The sequence below is a fragment of the Candidatus Weimeria sp. HCP3S3_B5 genome, assembly GCF_052064335.1.
Lineage (GTDB): Bacteria > Bacillota > Clostridia > Lachnospirales > Lachnospiraceae > Weimeria.
On record NZ_JBQHVU010000001.1, the window covers coordinates 151,013 to 168,738 of the forward strand.

General features: G+C 45.0%; 20 protein-coding genes. All 20 read right to left on the bottom strand.

The genetic code is table 11. The annotated features are described in order from the left end of the window. Positions 1-2 precede the first annotated feature (2 nt). The 20 genes from ACTNCK_RS00745 to ACTNCK_RS00840 all read right to left on the bottom strand — a co-directional run bounded on the left by ACTNCK_RS00745 (position 3) and on the right by ACTNCK_RS00840 (position 17,710). Positions 3-782, bottom strand: a complete 780-nt coding sequence (locus ACTNCK_RS00745; RefSeq protein ID WP_441080360.1) for a DUF6115 domain-containing protein — start codon at positions 780-782, stop codon at positions 3-5. Positions 783-801: 19 nt separating this feature from the next. After that, positions 802-1,125: a hypothetical protein gene (locus tag ACTNCK_RS00750; protein ID WP_441080361.1), complete on the bottom strand. Its 324-nt coding sequence runs from the start codon at positions 1,123-1,125 to the stop codon at positions 802-804. Between the two features lie 9 nt (positions 1,126-1,134). Then, entirely contained in the window at positions 1,135-2,739 is a 1,605-nt protein-coding gene (locus ACTNCK_RS00755; RefSeq protein ID WP_441080362.1) for a DUF342 domain-containing protein, read from the bottom strand. 71 nt (positions 2,740-2,810) lie between these two features. Then, a complete protein-coding gene (locus tag ACTNCK_RS00760; RefSeq protein WP_441080363.1) occupies positions 2,811-3,572 on the bottom strand; it encodes a FliA/WhiG family RNA polymerase sigma factor in 762 nt (253 codons plus the stop codon). Positions 3,573-3,583: 11 nt separating this feature from the next. Beyond that, on the bottom strand, positions 3,584-3,886 hold the full coding sequence (locus tag ACTNCK_RS00765) for a hypothetical protein (RefSeq protein WP_441080364.1): 303 nt from the start codon (positions 3,884-3,886) through the stop codon (positions 3,584-3,586). Continuing rightward, positions 3,883-4,368, bottom strand: a complete 486-nt coding sequence (locus tag ACTNCK_RS00770; protein ID WP_441080365.1) for a chemotaxis protein CheD — start codon at positions 4,366-4,368, stop codon at positions 3,883-3,885. The genes ACTNCK_RS00765 and ACTNCK_RS00770 overlap by 4 nt, the downstream gene beginning before the upstream one ends. A gap of 14 nt (positions 4,369-4,382) precedes the next feature. Beyond that, positions 4,383-5,003, bottom strand: a complete 621-nt coding sequence (locus ACTNCK_RS00775) for a chemotaxis protein CheC (RefSeq protein WP_441080366.1) — start codon at positions 5,001-5,003, stop codon at positions 4,383-4,385. A 20-nt stretch (positions 5,004-5,023) separates the two neighbouring features. Continuing rightward, the gene (locus tag ACTNCK_RS00780) at positions 5,024-5,506 is read right to left on the bottom strand and encodes a chemotaxis protein CheW (protein ID WP_441080367.1); all 483 of its coding nucleotides are present in this window, start codon (positions 5,504-5,506) and stop codon (positions 5,024-5,026) included. 11 nt (positions 5,507-5,517) lie between these two features. Further along, positions 5,518-7,647, bottom strand: a complete 2,130-nt coding sequence (locus tag ACTNCK_RS00785; RefSeq protein WP_441080368.1) for a chemotaxis protein CheW — start codon at positions 7,645-7,647, stop codon at positions 5,518-5,520. A 4-nt stretch (positions 7,648-7,651) separates the two neighbouring features. Continuing rightward, entirely contained in the window at positions 7,652-8,701 is a 1,050-nt protein-coding gene (gene cheB, locus ACTNCK_RS00790) for a chemotaxis-specific protein-glutamate methyltransferase CheB (protein ID WP_441080369.1), read from the bottom strand. Then, positions 8,702-9,451 carry a flagellar brake protein gene (locus ACTNCK_RS00795; protein ID WP_441080370.1) on the bottom strand — a complete coding sequence of 250 codons (750 nt, stop codon included), beginning with the start codon at positions 9,449-9,451 and terminating at the stop codon, positions 8,702-8,704. 6 nt (positions 9,452-9,457) lie between these two features. Continuing rightward, a complete protein-coding gene (locus ACTNCK_RS00800; RefSeq protein ID WP_441080371.1) occupies positions 9,458-10,327 on the bottom strand; it encodes a MinD/ParA family protein in 870 nt (289 codons plus the stop codon). Then, positions 10,327-11,745 carry a flagellar biosynthesis protein FlhF gene (gene flhF / locus ACTNCK_RS00805; RefSeq protein ID WP_441080373.1) on the bottom strand — a complete coding sequence of 473 codons (1,419 nt, stop codon included), beginning with the start codon at positions 11,743-11,745 and terminating at the stop codon, positions 10,327-10,329. Before flhF ends, ACTNCK_RS00800 begins: the two co-directional genes overlap by 1 nt. After that, entirely contained in the window at positions 11,742-13,778 is a 2,037-nt protein-coding gene (flhA, locus tag ACTNCK_RS00810) for a flagellar biosynthesis protein FlhA (protein WP_441080512.1), read from the bottom strand. Before flhA ends, flhF begins: the two co-directional genes overlap by 4 nt. A 95-nt stretch (positions 13,779-13,873) precedes the next feature. Then, positions 13,874-14,989 carry a flagellar biosynthesis protein FlhB gene (gene flhB, locus ACTNCK_RS00815; protein WP_441080374.1) on the bottom strand — a complete coding sequence of 372 codons (1,116 nt, stop codon included), beginning with the start codon at positions 14,987-14,989 and terminating at the stop codon, positions 13,874-13,876. Beyond that, positions 14,989-15,777 (bottom strand): flagellar biosynthetic protein FliR, encoded by a 789-nt coding sequence (locus ACTNCK_RS00820; protein ID WP_441080375.1) that lies wholly within the window; start codon positions 15,775-15,777, stop codon positions 14,989-14,991. The genes flhB and ACTNCK_RS00820 overlap by 1 nt, the downstream gene beginning before the upstream one ends. A 2-nt stretch (positions 15,778-15,779) precedes the next feature. After that, a complete protein-coding gene (gene fliQ / locus ACTNCK_RS00825; protein WP_441080376.1) occupies positions 15,780-16,049 on the bottom strand; it encodes a flagellar biosynthesis protein FliQ in 270 nt (89 codons plus the stop codon). Positions 16,050-16,065: 16 nt separating this feature from the next. Next, entirely contained in the window at positions 16,066-16,965 is a 900-nt protein-coding gene (gene fliP, locus ACTNCK_RS00830; RefSeq protein WP_441080377.1) for a flagellar type III secretion system pore protein FliP, read from the bottom strand. Then, complete coding sequence (locus ACTNCK_RS00835) at positions 16,962-17,351, bottom strand: flagellar biosynthetic protein FliO (protein WP_441080378.1); 390 nt, start codon at positions 17,349-17,351, stop codon at positions 16,962-16,964. Before ACTNCK_RS00835 ends, fliP begins: the two co-directional genes overlap by 4 nt. Further along, positions 17,348-17,710, bottom strand: coding sequence for a response regulator (locus tag ACTNCK_RS00840; RefSeq protein ID WP_441080380.1), 363 nt, complete (start codon positions 17,708-17,710; stop codon positions 17,348-17,350). Before ACTNCK_RS00840 ends, ACTNCK_RS00835 begins: the two co-directional genes overlap by 4 nt. Positions 17,711-17,726 lie beyond the last annotated feature (16 nt).

Genomic DNA, 17,726 nt, shown 5'->3' on the forward strand with positions numbered 1-17,726 from the left:
CATTACTCCTTATCAGCAAACAGATCAAGGATCATCTGGATTTCTCTCATACCCTTCCCTGTCTCTCTGGCAATCTCCAACTCGGAATATCCCTCGCGATGCATGGAGATGACCTTTTCCTTGATAGCAGCCTTTTCCTGATCGGTAAGTCTCTCATTCTGCCCTTTAGACTTGTCGTCTCCGCTGTCATCACCGGACTTTTCTTCATCGGAAGAGGCTTCATCAGGAGCAGCAGTCTCATGCCTTTCTTTTCCGCTTTCCTCTGTCCTGACTTCGACTGCCTCCGTATCCGGGGCACTCTCTTCATCTGTCTTTTGTTTTTTTGGCTTTTCCTTTATGGGTGAGGCCTGTCCTGTCTTTTTTGCCTCAAGAAGAAGCTCTCTTACATGGGACTCGGCATCGCCCAGGGTCTTTGTCATCCTGGTAAGCGCCTCCTGCTTGTCATTAAGCATCTGATAGAGAAAAAGGATCTCCCCATGGGTCTTGTCTATTGATTTGAATACAGAATCTGCGTATTCGCCTATAGACATGATCCTTTCATTTGTCTCCTTGTCAGCGCCTGCTTCGAACTCCTCCAGCTTTGTGTCTGTCTTTTCTGAAATCAGCTTATCAATCTGAAGAGAGGCCTCGCCGATCTTTTTTTCGAGAAGGATCCTGATCTGATCCTCGCTCATGCCCTCTATCTCATTCATATCACTGTCTGAAAGCTTTTCTGCTATAAAAAAGCTCCCCACAAAAAAGATGGCTCCAATAATAAGAAGCCCTATCTCTAATCCGGTCATCTTCCTTCTCCAATATCTGTCAAACCTTTATATCAAAGGAAACGGTCTCGTCCTTTTTTATTACACGACCGTCTGGCTCTTGGTCAGTATCATTCCTGCGCTTTTTTCCTCTCCTGTCTGACATGGCTTCTCCTCCATTGGATCCATCAGGATTCAAGGCACTTTCCTTTGAGGATTCGCTTTTCTTTTTCACTGTCCGCTGCGACTGCTCGGTTTCCTTAGTCACAACTACAGACATATTCTGCTGATTTATAGCAGGACGGCTGTCATCTGAAGCTTTCTGCGTGGACACCCCCTGGGTGCTCTGTATCATTCCGTTAAAATCTACAGGTCTAATTGACATATCTTACCTCTATGAAATCGGGTTGCGCTCTATCTCTCCATTCTTTTTTTCGAACTGCAGGCAGGACAGCTTGTCCTTAGTAGTAAAGGAAAGATCTGATATCGTTATAGTGACACCTGGGAAAATATCCCTGTGGACTGCAACCTTTGAATGCTGACTTGTGATAAGCTCCTGATGCAGGGCATTAAAGCTTTCCCTGTGCTTCTTCAAGTCAGATCTGATCTGTTCTACCTTTGCCATTATATCTGAGAGGTATTTCCTGTTCTTCTCGTCAAGGACCTTACCGGCCTTAATGAACTGCTCGTAGCTGTCGATAACGGGAGCAATCTTTTCAAGCTGCTTTGTCTCATCAATTATCTGCTTCTGCAGCAGGTTATATCTTTCCTTCTTTTCAGGATCGATACCTACCTCTATCCTTGCTGCCGCCCCCATCTCTGAACCGATCGTAAAAGATTCCACCTTGCCTCCGGCTCTTATCACGGATCCGGCTATAATGCCCTTCTTATTCATCACAAGGACATCAGTTGATGCACTTACATTGCTGTAAAGGATAGATCCGGATTCCACATATCCTCCGGCTATCACTCTGGCACTTTCGATAAAGGATGAGATCAGATTGCTCCTGCATTTTATCAGGCCCTTGTTCATCCCGTGAATACCATGCTTTACTATGATCTGGCCTCCGGCATCGACAAATGCGCCCTCGACCACACCATCTATCACAATGTCTCCGGTAGCATGTACGGAAAATCCGCTTCTTAATGCTCCCTCGATATGTACATTGCCATCATAATCTATGTCTCCAGTGCTGTTGTCTACGTCTGACTTTATCTCAAGCTCATCCGAAACATTGACAGTGGAGTCGGGATCAAGACTTACATGACCGTTGATCTGGGAAAAAATCTCTGTGCCATCGGCATTTGGATATATATTTTTACCGTATTTCAGCTCAAGTGACTTCACATCTCGGACAGGTATGGTATTACCGAAGACATCCTTGCCCGGAATTCCCTGAACAGCAGGAATAAGCTTTGCCAGAAGATCCCCGGACTTCACCGGAGAAATCGTATTCAGATGCTTATAGTCGACCGAGCCGTCCTCCAGCCGTTTTGGACGTAAGGACGGATTGGTGTTGAAGTTGTAGATAATCCTGGCATCATGACCGATCTGGGGCATATCTCCTTTTGCAAGGATATACTCGGTATTATAATGTCTGTCAGAAATAAATGAAATTATCGCATCCTGATCGATCCCGTAAACGATCCCTCTTCCGGAAAGCTCTTCTATTATATCCCTTGGACCTAAAAGCTCTCCGCCAGAGGACGGAGGGAAAAATCTGACCATGACCTTCATCTTATCGAGAGAGACCTTTATGGTCATAAGCTCACTGAACTCGGGACCATCATAAGGAGACAGCGGTATCACAGTTGCCTTCGGACTTGCAAGCTGCTTTCCAAGAAGCTCAGCATCAAAGCCAAAGATCTGATGGTCATTTATATATGCGGATGCTTCATTAAGCTCCATGTTTTTCCCACCGGGAGAAGGAGGAAAATATCTGGAGTAAGCTTTTCCGTCTTTTAGCAATATCTGAATGTATCCGTCTGAGCTACCCATTATCCGCCTCCCAGCCATAAACTATAAGTCCATAACTATTATACCATATTATTATATAAGCCGCATTAACCTTACAAAAGTTCCATATACTTTCCCATGACCTTGCGCATCTTGAGCAGGGCCTTTGTATGAAGCTGAGAAACTCTTGATTCAGATACGGAAAGGACCTCGCTTATTTCCTTTAAGGTCAGCTCCTCATAATAGTACATAAGTATAACCTTTCTCTCCTTCTCTGTAAGAAGAGATAAGGATTCCTGAAGCTTGTCCTTTAATTCATCACGCGAAATCTTCTGCTCAGGCTCCTCGAAGAAGCTGTTATTCTTCGAATCTATCGCAGGCTCATTGCCTCCGGCATCCATAAACTCATTCAGCGAAACCAGATTTGTCATCTTAAGCGTTGACATGAAAGACAGATACTCGTCCTCAGTAAGTCCCATCTCATCCGCAATCTCGGAATCGTCAGGTTCCTTGCCGTTTTTCTGCCAGAGATTCTTTACAGCCTCGTCATAGGCTCGCTGCTTCTGCCTTATGGTACGGGGTATCCAGTCCATCTTCCTTATCTGGTCAAGGATAGCACCCTTGATCCTAAGCGAAGCATAGGTCTCGAATTTGACATCCTTCTTCAGATCGAATTTGTCGATAGCATCGATAAGCCCGAAGATTCCATAGCCAACCAGATCGTCATATTCGACCTTGTTGCAGAGGTACATGCTCATCTTGCCTGCAACGATTTTGACAAGAGGAGAATATTCTATTATAAGCTTCTCTCTGATTTCCTGAGACGGACGCTTTGAATACTCATCCCAGAGAGAGGAATTGAACTTAACTGCCAATTTCTGTCACCTCATTCCTCTTTTTCCTTGCTTTCATCCAAAGAGGCCTCCTCCCCGGAATCATCCGACTCGTTTAGATCCGCCTCAGTCTGGGCTTGCTTTTCCTCTTCCTTTTCATCTGTCTTAAATCCCAGATCAAGGAAAAACCTGACCAGGCATCCTAGTATACCAAAGATCACAACGGTAAAAAGAAGTCCCCGGACAAACTGCGGAAAGGATGCACCTTTAAGAATACTTATAAGGGAGGACATTGCTGAGGCTGCTAAGGTTATAAGTATCGGAATAGGTTTTGTGTTTGGTTTATTATATTTCATATCTTGTATGGCGTCTTTCCAACTGCCTTGATCAGAAAATCCCCGCTCTCGCTATACAGCTCAACCGTACGTCCGTAATTCTTTCCGCAATCCTCAGACAGAAGGGGAATACCCAGCTGCTTCAGCTTGTTCCTGCAGGCTATTGCATTTCTTTCCCCGACATTTATAGTACTTGATGCACCAGAGAGCTCAAACATCTTAGCTCCACCGGCAATCTTTGCACGGATCCTTGACCTCATGGCTCCTGCCTTTATCATATCATCATAAAGCTTCTGGATCCCGGTGTCAGCAAACTTGGCAATATTGCTGTTGTTCCTGATCTGGGTACTGTCAGGAAGCATTATATGGGCAAGTCCCGTAACCTTGCTTACAGGATCATACAGGGCTATTCCGATACATGAGCCAAGGCCTATAGTTGTAAGATTATCCGGAGCATGACAGACCTTCAGGTCAGCCATGCCAACTTTTATCATTTCACCCAAGCCTGAATCACTCCTTATACCGGTAGACCAAGAGCCGCAAGTATCTTCTGATAAGAGTCTCCCTCCGGCATCAGTATATAATAGCCTGAAATATCAAGGTCATCGCCCATTTCAGTCTTTATCATAAGAGCGTTATCTCCTACCATTCCGAACTGTATGGCCGGTACCGAAAGAATTGCCCCGGCCATATCTATTGCAACATATGGTACAGTAGGCGTGATCTTTAAGTTGGTAAGGCCTGACAGAGCTGACAGGTATGCTCCGGCTATGATATTGCCTATCTCCTTTATCGCGGAAAGATCCATTTCATCGAAATCAGCGTCATAATTGGCTGGACGCATCATAAGTCTGTTTACCAGATGATGGGCTGAGGGCATATCCATAAGAAACATCATGCTTCCTGTAATATCAGCCTCTACGCCAAGCATGATCCCAACAACCACCTCGTCCTCTGAGCCGATCGCGCTTACGATCTTTTCGACAGGAGTAAGCTCTACATGAGGCACGCTCATGTTGATCTTTACATTGAGCATATTGGCCACTGCAGTTGTGGCATTGCCTGCACCGATGTTTCCTATTTCAGAAAGGACATCCGGATACATTTTATTGATCTGCTCTAATGACAGTTTACTCATTTGCAATCTCTTTCAAAAAACTATTTCTGATCCTCAACGATAGCAGAAATATCAAAGATCGATACAAGATCGTCGCCTGTTTTTCCTATACCAGTGATAAATACGGTATCATTCCTGTGTGACGGCTTTACATTCCTGTTGATCTCTGACTCTCCGAGAGCGATCACCTCACGGACCTCGTCCACAAGGACACCGACATATCCCAGGTCCTCAAGCTTTAGTATGACTATCCTTGTCTTGTTCGTGATCTCATCGTCTCCTAAGCCCATCTTTCTTCTGACAGACATTACAGGGACAACCTCTCCACGAAGATTTATTATCCCTACGTAATGATACTGGACCTTAGGGACTCTGGTGATCTTCTGCATACGGACGATATTATCAACGAATGAAATATCGATCCCGTACTTCTCGTCACCGATCTTTACAACTATATACTGCTTCTTTGCCTCGTCAACGATGTCACCGTTGTCCTTGCGCTTGATCTCTTTCTTATTGTCCATTATTTACCCCCTTAAAACATTGCGTTTGAATCAAGGATAAGTGCCACTTCACCATCACCTAAGATAGTTGCTCCACTGATCATCTTGTTGTTGTCCATTACCTTGCCGAGAGACTTTATTACTATCTCCTGCTGACCGATAAGGCTGTCAACTACAAGGCCGGCATAATTGTCGCCCTTCTTTACAATGACGACGATCAGATTATCTGGATTGTCCTCTCTAGGCTTGCAGTCAAGAAGCTCATCAAGGTGGATAAGAGGGATCACGAGACCTCTTAGGTATATGACCTCCTTGGCCTGGACATATTTGATATCTGAAACAGATATGTTCTCTATGTTCATGATAGAGGCCAGGGCGATCGCATATTTCTCATCTCTTACCTCGACCATCAGAGCCTGGATTATGGCAAGTGTCAGAGGAAGTCTTATGGTAAAGGTAGAGCCTTTTCCAAGCTCTGACTTGACCTCAACGTCACCACCTAGCGCCTCAATATTGCTCTTTACCACATCAAGGCCGACTCCTCTTCCTGAGATATCTGTTACAACCTTTGACATTGAGAAGCTAGGCATGAAGAGGAAATCAATGATTTCCTTCTTTGTCAGGTTCTCAGCATCCTCCTCTGAGACAAGTCCTCTTTCGATGGCCTTCTGCTTTACTGCCTCTGTATCGATTCCGGCACCGTCATCTCCTACCTGGATTATGACATTGTTGCCCTCCTGATATGCGTTGAGGAAGACCTGACCGGTCTCTGGCTTTCCGGCTGCCTTACGGACCTCAGGCGCCTCTATACCATGATCTGCGGAATTACGGAGAAGATGCTGCAGAGGATCGCCGATCTGGTCTACAACAGTACGGTCAAGCTCCGTATCCTCACCGGTCATCACAAGCTCCATAGGTTTTTTAAGCCTTCTGGAGAGATCCCTTATCATTCTAGGGAATTTATTGACTGTATTCTCGATAGGGACCATCCTTACCTTCATTACTGATTCATGAAGAGTCGTAGTGATCCTCTCGAGATACTCTATCTGTTCCTGGAAGCTCTGTCTTGTACCCTGATTGTCAGGACTTTGTGCATTCTCCTGAGAGCTTAGGGAAACAAGGGAATTCTTGGCTATGATAAGCTCTGATACCTGATTCATAAGAGCATCGAGCTTTTCGATATCAACCCTTACTGTACGGGCTGTGACAGGCTTGTTGACCGTCTGCTTCTTCTTGGTGTCCTTCTTGGCCGGTGCCTTTGTAGCAGATCCGGCTGCCGGTGCTGTCTCTCCTGCTGCTGGAACCGGAGCTGGTGCCTTTTCAGCTGTCTCGACGGCAGAATCCTTATTCTTGTACATATCTGCTGTAACCTTGTCGCAGTCACAGGATTCGATCTCAGATACATTAAGAACCGCCTGCTTTATAGGCTCGAGCTCCTGCGAGGATGCAAGTATGAACGAGAAGGCCAGATCAAACTTCTCATCCTCTATATCCTGTGAGCTCGGAGAATAAACAAGGATCTCACCGAAATCCTCGACAGCCTTGTATACAAGGAAGGCTCTTGCGGCCTTTAGCATGCATTCCTTCTGTATATGGACTGTGAAGCCATAAAGGTTCATTCCTGAATTCTGACTTTCTGTCAGGGCATTTATTTCTTTCTCTTCGAGGCTTATGTTTTTGTATGCGAAGGCTGCATCAGGATTCGCTGCCTCGGGCTTGCTCTCCTGTGCTGCCTCAGCTGACTCAGCAGGAGCGGCCGAAGCATCATCTCCTTTTCCTCCCTCTGCGAGGAAATCATTCAGACGTTTGATAAGGGCTGCATTATCTTCATCACCCTCATTGGAGGTCTGCTTTATAGTGTCGACATAAGCCTCGATAGCATCGAGACAGTCAAAGAGGATATCGATAAGGTTTGAATTGACCTTTATCGTATCGTTTCTGATCTCCGAGAACACATTTTCCATATCATGGGTCAGATGCTGCATCTTCTTGAATCCCATGGTACCTGCCATTCCCTTCAGAGAATGGGCTGCCCGAAAGATCTCATTGATCACGTCCTTGTTCTCAGGTTCCTTCTCAAGGATCATGATGTTGTCTGATAAAGCCTGAATGTGCTCATTCGACTCATCGATAAAAATATCAAGATACTGTCCTACATCCATTGGTCTAAACCCCCAATTCCTTACTGATAGCTCTCGCTATCTCCGTAATAGGTACTGTTTCATCTGACAGGCCCCTTTCCTTTACGGATCTGGGCATGCCGTAAACCACACAGGAATTCTCATCCTGAGTGATAGTGTAAATATTCTTGCATTTCTTAAGCTGTGAAATGCCCTCTGTTCCGTCGGATCCCATTCCGGTAAGAACAACGCAGAGAATGTTGTCGCATGAGACCCTGCATAGAGATTCATACATAACATCGGCACAAGGTCTTAGGTTGTGAACAGGCGGACCGTCATAAACACAGGCCTTGAGATGTCTGTTGCCATCCTCACTCACCTCGAAATGACGACCTCCTGGAGCAATATAGACACAGTCAGGGAGAAGAAGCTCTCCATCCATAGCCTCCCTTACTCTTACTCTTGACTTTGAGTCGATCCTGTCGGCAAGGGATGCAGTAAAGCCAGCTGGCATATGCTGGACAACGACTACAGGTACCCCCAGATGCGGAGGGAGCATGGGTATCATACGGTTCAGAGCCTGCGGGCCGCCTGTCGAGCATGCAAGCGCAACAAGACTGAAGCTTGATATCATGTTTCTTTTTGTCTCCTTAATGCCATTTTGCTTTATACCGCCTGTCTGTGCATATGATCTGTTTCGGGAGGAGACTGCACGAAGCGCGCGTAAAAGGCTTCTCTTAAAACGGTCCGCCTCAGCTGCGTCATTGAAGCGGAAGGGCCTTACCACTACCTCTACTGCTCCTGCCTCGAGAGCCCTGACTGTTACCTCCCGATCTTCTCTGACTGCTGATGATATGGCTATAACCGGTATCACAGTGTTTTTGGAGCAGAATTTCTGTATAAGGTCTATCCCGCTCCAGTCACCAAGATATACATTCATCACTATGCAGTCAAAGCTCTTCTGCAACAGAAGCTCCTTTGCGCTTCTGATGTCACCGGCTGTTCCTTCTACGGAAAACTGTGGTTCCTGTGTTATTATATCACACAATCTTTTTCTCATGAGTGCAGAGTCATCTACCACTAGAACATTTATCATTCAAATTCCCTGTTCCTTCTTTCTCTGTCTTCTCTGCTCATCAAAGACATATTGTATTATACGTTCACGAAATCTCTGATTCTTAAAGACAAACATAATCCGATAGCGGAATTTTCCGTTTTCCGGGATCTGTCTGCAATCAAGGATCCTGCCTATGATTTCAAGTCTGTCCTGCTTTTTATCATCCTCGTTAAGTTCCATCCTAAGGAGCACAAATTCGTTTCCCTTCAGATTCCCTGCTGTCACGAAAAGAGCTCCTCCTCCACTGATATTAAGGATAACTCCCTTTTCAGGTCGTATATAGTCAGGTATATTCTCACTAATATACTTATCTATATCGCCTATCTGCAAGGGGTCAAGCTTGTCATCGCCAAGTGGCAGACAGGATGCTTCTATCGAGCAGTCAAGCCTGAAATACTCCCTTCTCTGGAATCTCTCAAGCGGTGAGGTAAGGACCGCGTCCATCAGATAGAAATTACCCTGCTTGTAAAGCGATGTGATATTGCCGTGAGAAAGAAGAAAGCCCTTATCCGTAGAAAACATGAAATCATATCTGAGCTTGGTGCTTAAAGCGATAAGCTTTCTCTTATCCATAGGGATATAGAGGACAAGTGTCCCATCATCTCTTATATCAAATATCTGCGAGAGATATTCCTTAGCGTGGACACTGCCTGTCTGCTGTTGTCTGGCTGTCTGCTGGGTGATCTTTATGATCACCTTTGTTCCGGCCCTGATACCTGTGAAAGCCATAGCTACCTACCTTCGCATGAAGCTTTCAAATAATGTCCTTATCGAAAAGCTTCTGTTCTTAACTATATCTTCATCCAAGAGCTTATATGCTATATCCGAAAAGCTCCTTGAGCTCCTTGACTGCGGATAAGCCATGCTTACTATCTTCTGAGCCCTTACAGCCTTATCGAGATTGGAATCCTGCGGAACAGCGCCTATGAAATCCACATGGCTCTCGAGGAACTGTCCTACTACCGAATCGAGTCTGTGATAGACTGTATTTCCGTCACTTTCATTCCTTATCCTGTTTGCCACTATTCCTACCTTACTGAAGCTCTTATTATAGAGCGGGTTTAAAAAAAGCGCCTTTAGAAGGGAATATGAGTCGGTGATCGAGCTCGGATCAGGAGTCGCTACCAAAAGGATCTCCGGCGAGGAGACAACAAAGTCCATCACATGATTGGAGATACCAGCTCCTGTATCCACTATTATTATATCACAGAGTCCTGAAAGCTGGGTCAGGGAACGGACAAGAAGATGCACCTGCTCCTCGTTTAAGTCATTAAGTGACATTATCCCGCTTCCGGCTGAGATAAAGCCGATACCCATAGGGCCCTCTGTGATCACATCGGAAAGCATATGGCCTTTGAATACCACATCGCTTAAGTTGTTTTTAGGGATAGTGTTAAACATCACCTCGACATTTGCCAGACCGAAATCTGCATCGAATATGATGACCTTCTTTCCCATTTTTGCAAAATTAACAGCAAGATTGACGGCAAGATTTGATTTACCGACTCCTCCCTTGCCACTGGTTATAGTGATGACTCTCGCAGAGGAGACATTTTGCTGATTGCTGGATTTTATTACATTTCGTAATCCTTCTGCCTGATCCATCAGTTGCCTCCAAGAAGATTCTTAACTAATTTCTGTGGGTCGAGTACTTTAAAATCCTCCGGGACATTCTGTCCATCAGTGATATACGACAGACTTTTGCTGCAGTACTGACGGATATTGTAGATATTCCCCAGGTTTGCCGTTTCATCAAGCTTTGTAAAGATAAGCGAGTAATCGGTAAAGTCACTGTAGGCATCTACTATCCTCTTAAGATCCATATACTTTGTAGTAGCAGAAAGCACAAGATAGATCTGAAGCATATACTTATCAGGTACAAGTGAGATAAGCCTTGAAAGATTCTGTCTCTGCTTGTCATTTGTGTGCGAAAATCCCACTGTATCGACAAAAATGATATCGCTGTCCCTGTATTTGGCAAGGGACGGTACTATATCATCCGGTGTCATAAGTATAGTAGTCGATACATCAAGTATATCTGCATAAACAGAAAGCTGCTCTGTTGCTGCTATCCTGTAGGTATCTGCTGTAAGAAACGAGACCTTTTTCTTCTGATTGACCTTGAAGAAGCTGGCAAGCTTTGCCAGAGTAGTAGTCTTTCCTACTCCTGTCGGGCCTACAAGAAATACAACAGCCGGATAGCCGTTGTCGCTGAGCTTTATCTGCATGGCCTGACCGGTCTTTAAGACCATCTTCTGATAGACATCAGAAATGAGATAATCCATGCTGTTTCCGGCTTCTATCATAGAATCCATATCGCAAAGAAGTGAATTCACATATCTCTCGTCCACCTCATGATCCACAAGAGTATTATAGAGCATCCTGGTGAAGCCTAAATATGCTCCGCTTCCCTTACTGCTGTATCCCGCATTCTTTACCTCCTGCTCCTTTAGATCAGGCTTATCTGTTGCAGGAGAAGCTGCCTTCTCCCCTGGCCTTGAAATATCCTGGGCTGTCTTTTCCAGCGGAACAAAGCTGCTCTTCTGCCCAGACTCTTTATTCTTCTGATCCGGGGATGGAGCTGACGGAGCCGTGATCACTTTTGAGACTTCATCAAATACGCTTTTCAATTCATCCGCATCTATATTCTTTTCAGGCGAGGCCTTGGCAGGAGCCTGTTCCTGTTTCCGGTACTGCTCTATAGCAGATGTGTGTCCACTGACCGGAGGAAGAGGAGCCGTAAGGTCAAGCTTTTCATCTGCAACTGCAGAGAAATTGGAATCCGCTTCCTTCTCAGGCTTCTTTTCAACGGTATAAGGTGCCTTCTTCGAAGCAGGATCCAAAGCCTGATAGTCATCCTCTATGGCGGCTGTCACCTCATAGGTGCTTTTTTTGAAAATGCCAAAGATCCCGCCCGGATGTATCTCCCTTACATTCATTATCACAGCAGAAGGGCCCAGATCCTCCTTTGCGGCATTTATAGCATCTTCCTTTGTTTTTCCTGTATATTTGTTTATCGTCATGAATCAGTTACCATCCCTACAGACTGAAGTTCAATATCGGACTCGATTTCATTATAGGATACAACGATCAGATCGCTGTAGTAATCCTCGGAGAGCTTCTTGAAATACATCCTGACTATTGGAGAAAGGACAACAATAGGAGTCTTTCCTGTGTCCTCCATAGTCTTCACAAGAGCCCCAAGAGAATTCATGATATCCTTTATCTTCTCTGGATCAAGGGTAATATATGCCCCCTGCTCTGTCTGCTTGACAGAACCCATTATCTCCTGCTCCACCTTAGGATCTACAGTGATCACCTGATTAGGCTCGCCCTGATCAAAGAACTTGGCTGAAATAGCAGGCTTTAGCCCCTGTCTTACATACTCTGTAAGCACATCTGTATCCTTGGTATTAGGCGCATGGTCGGCAAGGATCTCGAATATGGAAAGGAGATCCCTTATAGATATGCCCTCAGCGAGAAGATTCTTAAGAACCTTCTCTATATCTCCAAGTGAAAGCTCCGCAGGGGTAAGCTCATCAACAAGCGCAGGATTGGATTCCTTTAAGTTGTTGACAAGATTCTGTACATCCTGTCTGGTAAGAAGCTCAGCTATATGGCTCCTTATCACCTCGGTCAGATGTGTGGCTATTATGGATGGAGGATCGACGACTGTATATCCGAGTGACTCAGCCCTCTCCCTCTGTCCCTCTGTGATCCAGAGTGCCGGAAGATGGAAGGAAGGCTCCGTAGTAGGGATACCTGTGATCTCCTCCTCGACATAGCCGGGATTCATCGCCATATAATGGTCGAAAAGGATCTCTCCCTCGGCGACCTGTACTCCCTTTATCTTTATGATATACTGGTTGGGATTTAACTGGATATTGTCACGGAGCCTTATGATAGGCACAACTGTACCAAGCTCAAGAGCTATCTGCCTCCTAATCATAACGACACGGTCAAGGAGATCTCCACCCTGATTCACGTCAGCCAGAGGGATAATACCGTATCCGAACTCAAGCTCGATAGGATCGACAGAAAGAAGTGAAACGACATTTTCAGGCTTCCTTATCTCCTCAGCCTGAGTCTCCTCCTCCTCGACCTGATTCTTTATATCCTCCTTGCCTATAGTCTTGTTCATCCTGTTGGCTATCACCAGAAAAGCAACTCCGAATGCTATGAAGAGGACATGGTTAAGAGGTGTCACGGTCCCAAGGAGGATCATGATAATGCCTACGACATAGAGCACTCTTGGTATTCCGAAGAGCTGCTTCATCAGCTGACCTGAGAAATCAGCCTCCTTGGCTCCCTTGGTCACAAGAAGACCTGTAGCCAGGGATATAAGGAGAGAAGGTATGGATGATGATATACCATCACCTATAGTAAGTAGTCCGTATCTGTTCAGGGCGTCAGTGGCAGCCATACCCTTGCTTGTGATACCCATTATGGTTCCGCCTGCCAGGTTTATAACTGTGATAATAAGACCTGCTGTTGTATCTCCCTTTACGAACTTGGTAGCACCATCCATGGAGCCGAAGAAGGAGGATTCCTCCTGAAGCTTGTCTCTCTGTCTCTTAGCCTCCTTCTCGTCGATAGATCCTGAGGAAACATCAGCCTCTATGGCCATCTGCTTTCCTGGCATCGCATCGAGTGTGAATCGGGCTGTTACCTCTGCGACTCGCTCAGTTCCCTTATTGATGACTATAAACATTATGATAAGGATAATGATATAGACTATGGCGCCGATTATTATATTTCCTCCGCCTACAAAGGAGCCGAAGGTCTCTATTACATTACCGGGCTGACCGGTGGTGAGTATAAGTCTTGTCGATGCAACATTAAGTGAGATACGAAAAATAGTGGTAAGGAGCAGAAGTGTCGGATAAAAGGACATATCAAGAGGCTCTACCACGAAAAGCGAATTGATGAGCACGGTAAGAGCTACCGCAATATTAAGGGCCAGACAGATATCAAGAAGCCATGAAGGAATCGGCACAATAAAAAAGATGACCGCAGCAAGAAGATATGCTGTGACCGCGAGATCTGTACTTCTTATGCCGGTTTTTTTCGCAAGGACATTATCCAATGCCTGACTCCTTTTCTTTAAGCATTTGTCTGTTGTATTTATTCTAGGTCAAATGACTAAATCTTTCAACCCGAGGACCTCCTCTTATTATAAATCACAGCGAGCACTTCCGCAACTGCCTGATAAAGCTCAGGCGGTATCTGCGAGCCTATATCGACTGTCGTATAGAGGGCTCTAGCAAGAGGTTTGTTCTCGACTATCTCGACGTTATTTTCTCTGGCTATCTCCTTTATCCTCGCAGCTATTATCTCCTCTCCCTTTGCTACTACAAGGGGAGCCTCCTGCGAATCCTGATCATAGCTTATGGCAACAGCTATATGGGTAGGGTTTGTGATGACGACATCCGCCTTTGGGACATCCTTCATCATTCTACGCTGGGAAACCTCACGCATCTTCTGCTTCTGACGTCCCTTGATCTGGGGATCACCCTCTGTATCCTTGTATTCATCCTTTACTTCCTGTTTGGTCATCTTGATCTCGTTGCGGAACTTCCTTCTCTGGAAGACATAATCAAGAAAGCCGAGCGCTAAGTATACCGCACTTATACGAAGTCCTGTATCTATGACCAGACTTCCTATAAGGGCAATAGCCTGATTTAAGTCAAGCTCATAGAGGATGAAGATCTCGTTTAAATGACCCTTTATCACAGAGTAGGCGACAAAAAATATTATCACTATCTTTGCGATAGAAATGAAGAGATTCATAAGAGCCTGCTTTGAAAACATTCTCTTGAATCCATTCAGGGGGTTTAGCTTATCAGCTGTAGGCTTAAGCGGTTCGGTCGAGACCTTGAACTGAAACTGCAGACCATTGCCCAGAAGAGCGCTTAAAAAACCGGCCAGCATAAATGGCAGTGAGATAATAAGCATCTGCTTATATACCTCGTTTAAGACACCATGTACCGAGGCAACGGTCGGATTGCCCCTTTCTGATGCCATATAGGTCGGAATAAGGTCTGCTATTGACCATCTGTATATATTTACAAAGCTTTTTCCCATCCAGGCAGCAAAGATCTTTAGGCTTATAAAAAGCACAAGAAGCTCTATTGCCATTCCAAGCTCCTGGCTTTTGGCAACAGAACCCTTTTTTCTGGTGTCTGAAATCTTCTTGGCTGTAGGTTCCTCTGTCTTATCTGAGAAATAGGTCAGATCCAGAGGAAGCAGCTTATGCATCTGATCCATCAGGAATGCAGTCCCTCCGCAAAATTGCGCAGATTGATCTTTATCTGCTGACTGACAAGGTCTACTACTTCAGGAAAAAGGAAAACCAGAAGATACATGATAGCAAAGCCCACAAGGATCTTAAGCTGGACTCCTATAGTAAACATATTCATCTGAGGGGCGACCTTGGCCATTATTCCAAGCAGCACGTTCATAATAAGCATGACCGAAAAAACCGGCAGCATCACCCGAAATCCTATCACGAAAAGATTCCCCATATATCTGGTCATTGCTTCAAGAAGTATCCTGCTCTTGAATTCCACCAGACCGACAGGGATCAGAGTAAAGGAATCACAGAGTGAGTGGATCAGGTATCTGTGCATACCTCCTGTAAGGAGAAGAAGCAAGGTAAAATAATAGTACATATTTGCGGTGATAGTGATCTGTGAATTCATGGAGGGATCAAACTCTGTTACCATGGAGAAGCCCAGATCCATATCCATCACATTTCCGGCAAACTGAACTATTGCACTGCAGATGTTTGCTGCAAATCCAAGAAGCATGCCTGTGATCGCTTCCTTAAATACTATTACTCCATAACCGATCACACTTACATAATCAGCCTTATAGGAATCCACTCCCAGAGTACTAAGCATCATTATCGATAAAAGAGCAGAAAGCCCGATCTTGGTCTGACCCGGAACGCCCTTCATCGAAAAGAATGGCGCTGTAAGCACAAAGCAGCTGATCCGCACCAGTATGAGCAGAAAATATTCTATTGTGTCGAGATCAAACGTGTAATTTACCATTGCTACTTAATGTAAACGCTGAAATTCGACCATAGTGTCGTGATATACTTCACGAGATTATTCATTATAAAGGAGCCAAAGATCATCAGAGCTATAAATATGGAAATAATCTTTGGTACAAAGGTAAGGGTCTGCTCCTGGATCGAGGTGACAGTCTGGAAAATACTTATCACAAGTCCGACTATCATGGATATCAGAAGCATAGGAGCTGAATTAACTATGACGTTGTAGAAAGCGTCACGCATTATGTCAAGTACCTGTCCTTCAGTCATATGTCTCCTTTCTCTGTCATTGGAAGGTTTTTACAAGGCTTCCTATAACCAGATTCCATCCGTCAGCCATAATGAAAAGCAGTATCTTGAACGGAAGTGAGATCGTAGTAGGAGGAAGCATCATCATTCCCATTGACATAAGAACCGATGCGACTACCATATCTATTACTATAAACGGGATATAGATCAGAAATCCCATTATAAAGGCGCTTCTAAGCTCGCTTAGGATAAAGCTGGGTATCAGGACGTGCATAGGCACATCATCATAATCCTTATACTTTATGCCTGCAATATCACAGAAAAGATTCAGATCCTTTGACTGGGTCTGTCCGTACATGAACTCCCTGATAGGCTCCTTGGCTCTCTTGTAAGCCTCCTGCTGGGTTATCTGTCCCTTGTCAAGCGGCTGTATGGCCCGGGTATTTATCGTCGAAATGGTTGGCCACATTATAAAAAGGGTAAGGAAAAGTGCCAGACCAATTATCACCTGATTAGGAGGCGATGTCTGGGTTCCTATAGCCATCCTTACGAAGTGAAGCACTATTATGATTCTGGTAAAGCTTGTAAGCATCACTAGAATGGATGGCGCTAAAGCCAGTACAGTAAGGACCAGAAGGATCTTTACAGTAGAGGAAAGATTCCCTGTGTCACCGTTGAAATCAAGAGAAAAGCCGCCTCCCTGCGATGGACCAGTGACTTCATTTGAGGTGTTTGGAGAATTACCGGTTCCTCCATACTGTCTGTTGGCCGGAGCTCTGCCATCAGCCTCTGCCCTCTCGTTTGTGGTCCCTTTTCTGGAATTATTGCTGTTGGTAGCAAATGCATTCTGTGTGCTGAAAAGAAAAACGGCGCTTGAGAAAGAACCCAGACCCAGACAGAGAAGTATCATTAAAATAATCTTCTTAAATCTCCTCATGACTCTGAATCATCCTTTCCGCCACGCCCTGCATATTTCTTAAACATCTCCCTGAATCTGCCAAAATCCACCTGTTCTTTTCCTGCAGGATAGGACTTAAAGCTGATCTGATCCTTGTCGATCTTATCGATCAGTGTGATCTCATCCTTTCCGACACCGATTATATAATAGCTGTCGGTCCCGGCCTTTACTATTGCGATGAATTTATTGTTCGCTATCCGAAAGGAATCCACGATCGCAAAATTACCGGTCGATAGCTTTTTTTTCTGATATTGTCCAATAAAATGGGTGGTAAAGTAGCATAAAGCCACTACCACCACAAACATCACTATTGCTGCAACAAGCTGTCCCAGACTGGATATACTGCTGGCCTGCAAGAGGATCACCCTATTACCTTTTTGACAGCCTCTAACACTCGTTCTGCCTGGAAAGGCTTTACAATGAAATCCTTTGCTCCGGACTGGATAGCCTCTATTACCATAGCCTGCTGTCCCATTGCTGAGCACATGATCACATTTGCATTCGGATCCTTGGCGCGGATACCCTTTAATGCACCGATACCATCCATTTCAGGCATCGTTATATCCATAAGAACAAGATCCGGCTTGGTCTCTGAATACATATCTATGGCCTTTACTCCATTCTCAGCTTCACCTACTACGCTATAGCCGTTCTTTGTAAGGATATCCTTGATCATCATCCTCATGAATGCAGCATCATCGCAGATAAGTATGTTCTTTCCCATTAGTTTATCTCCTTTA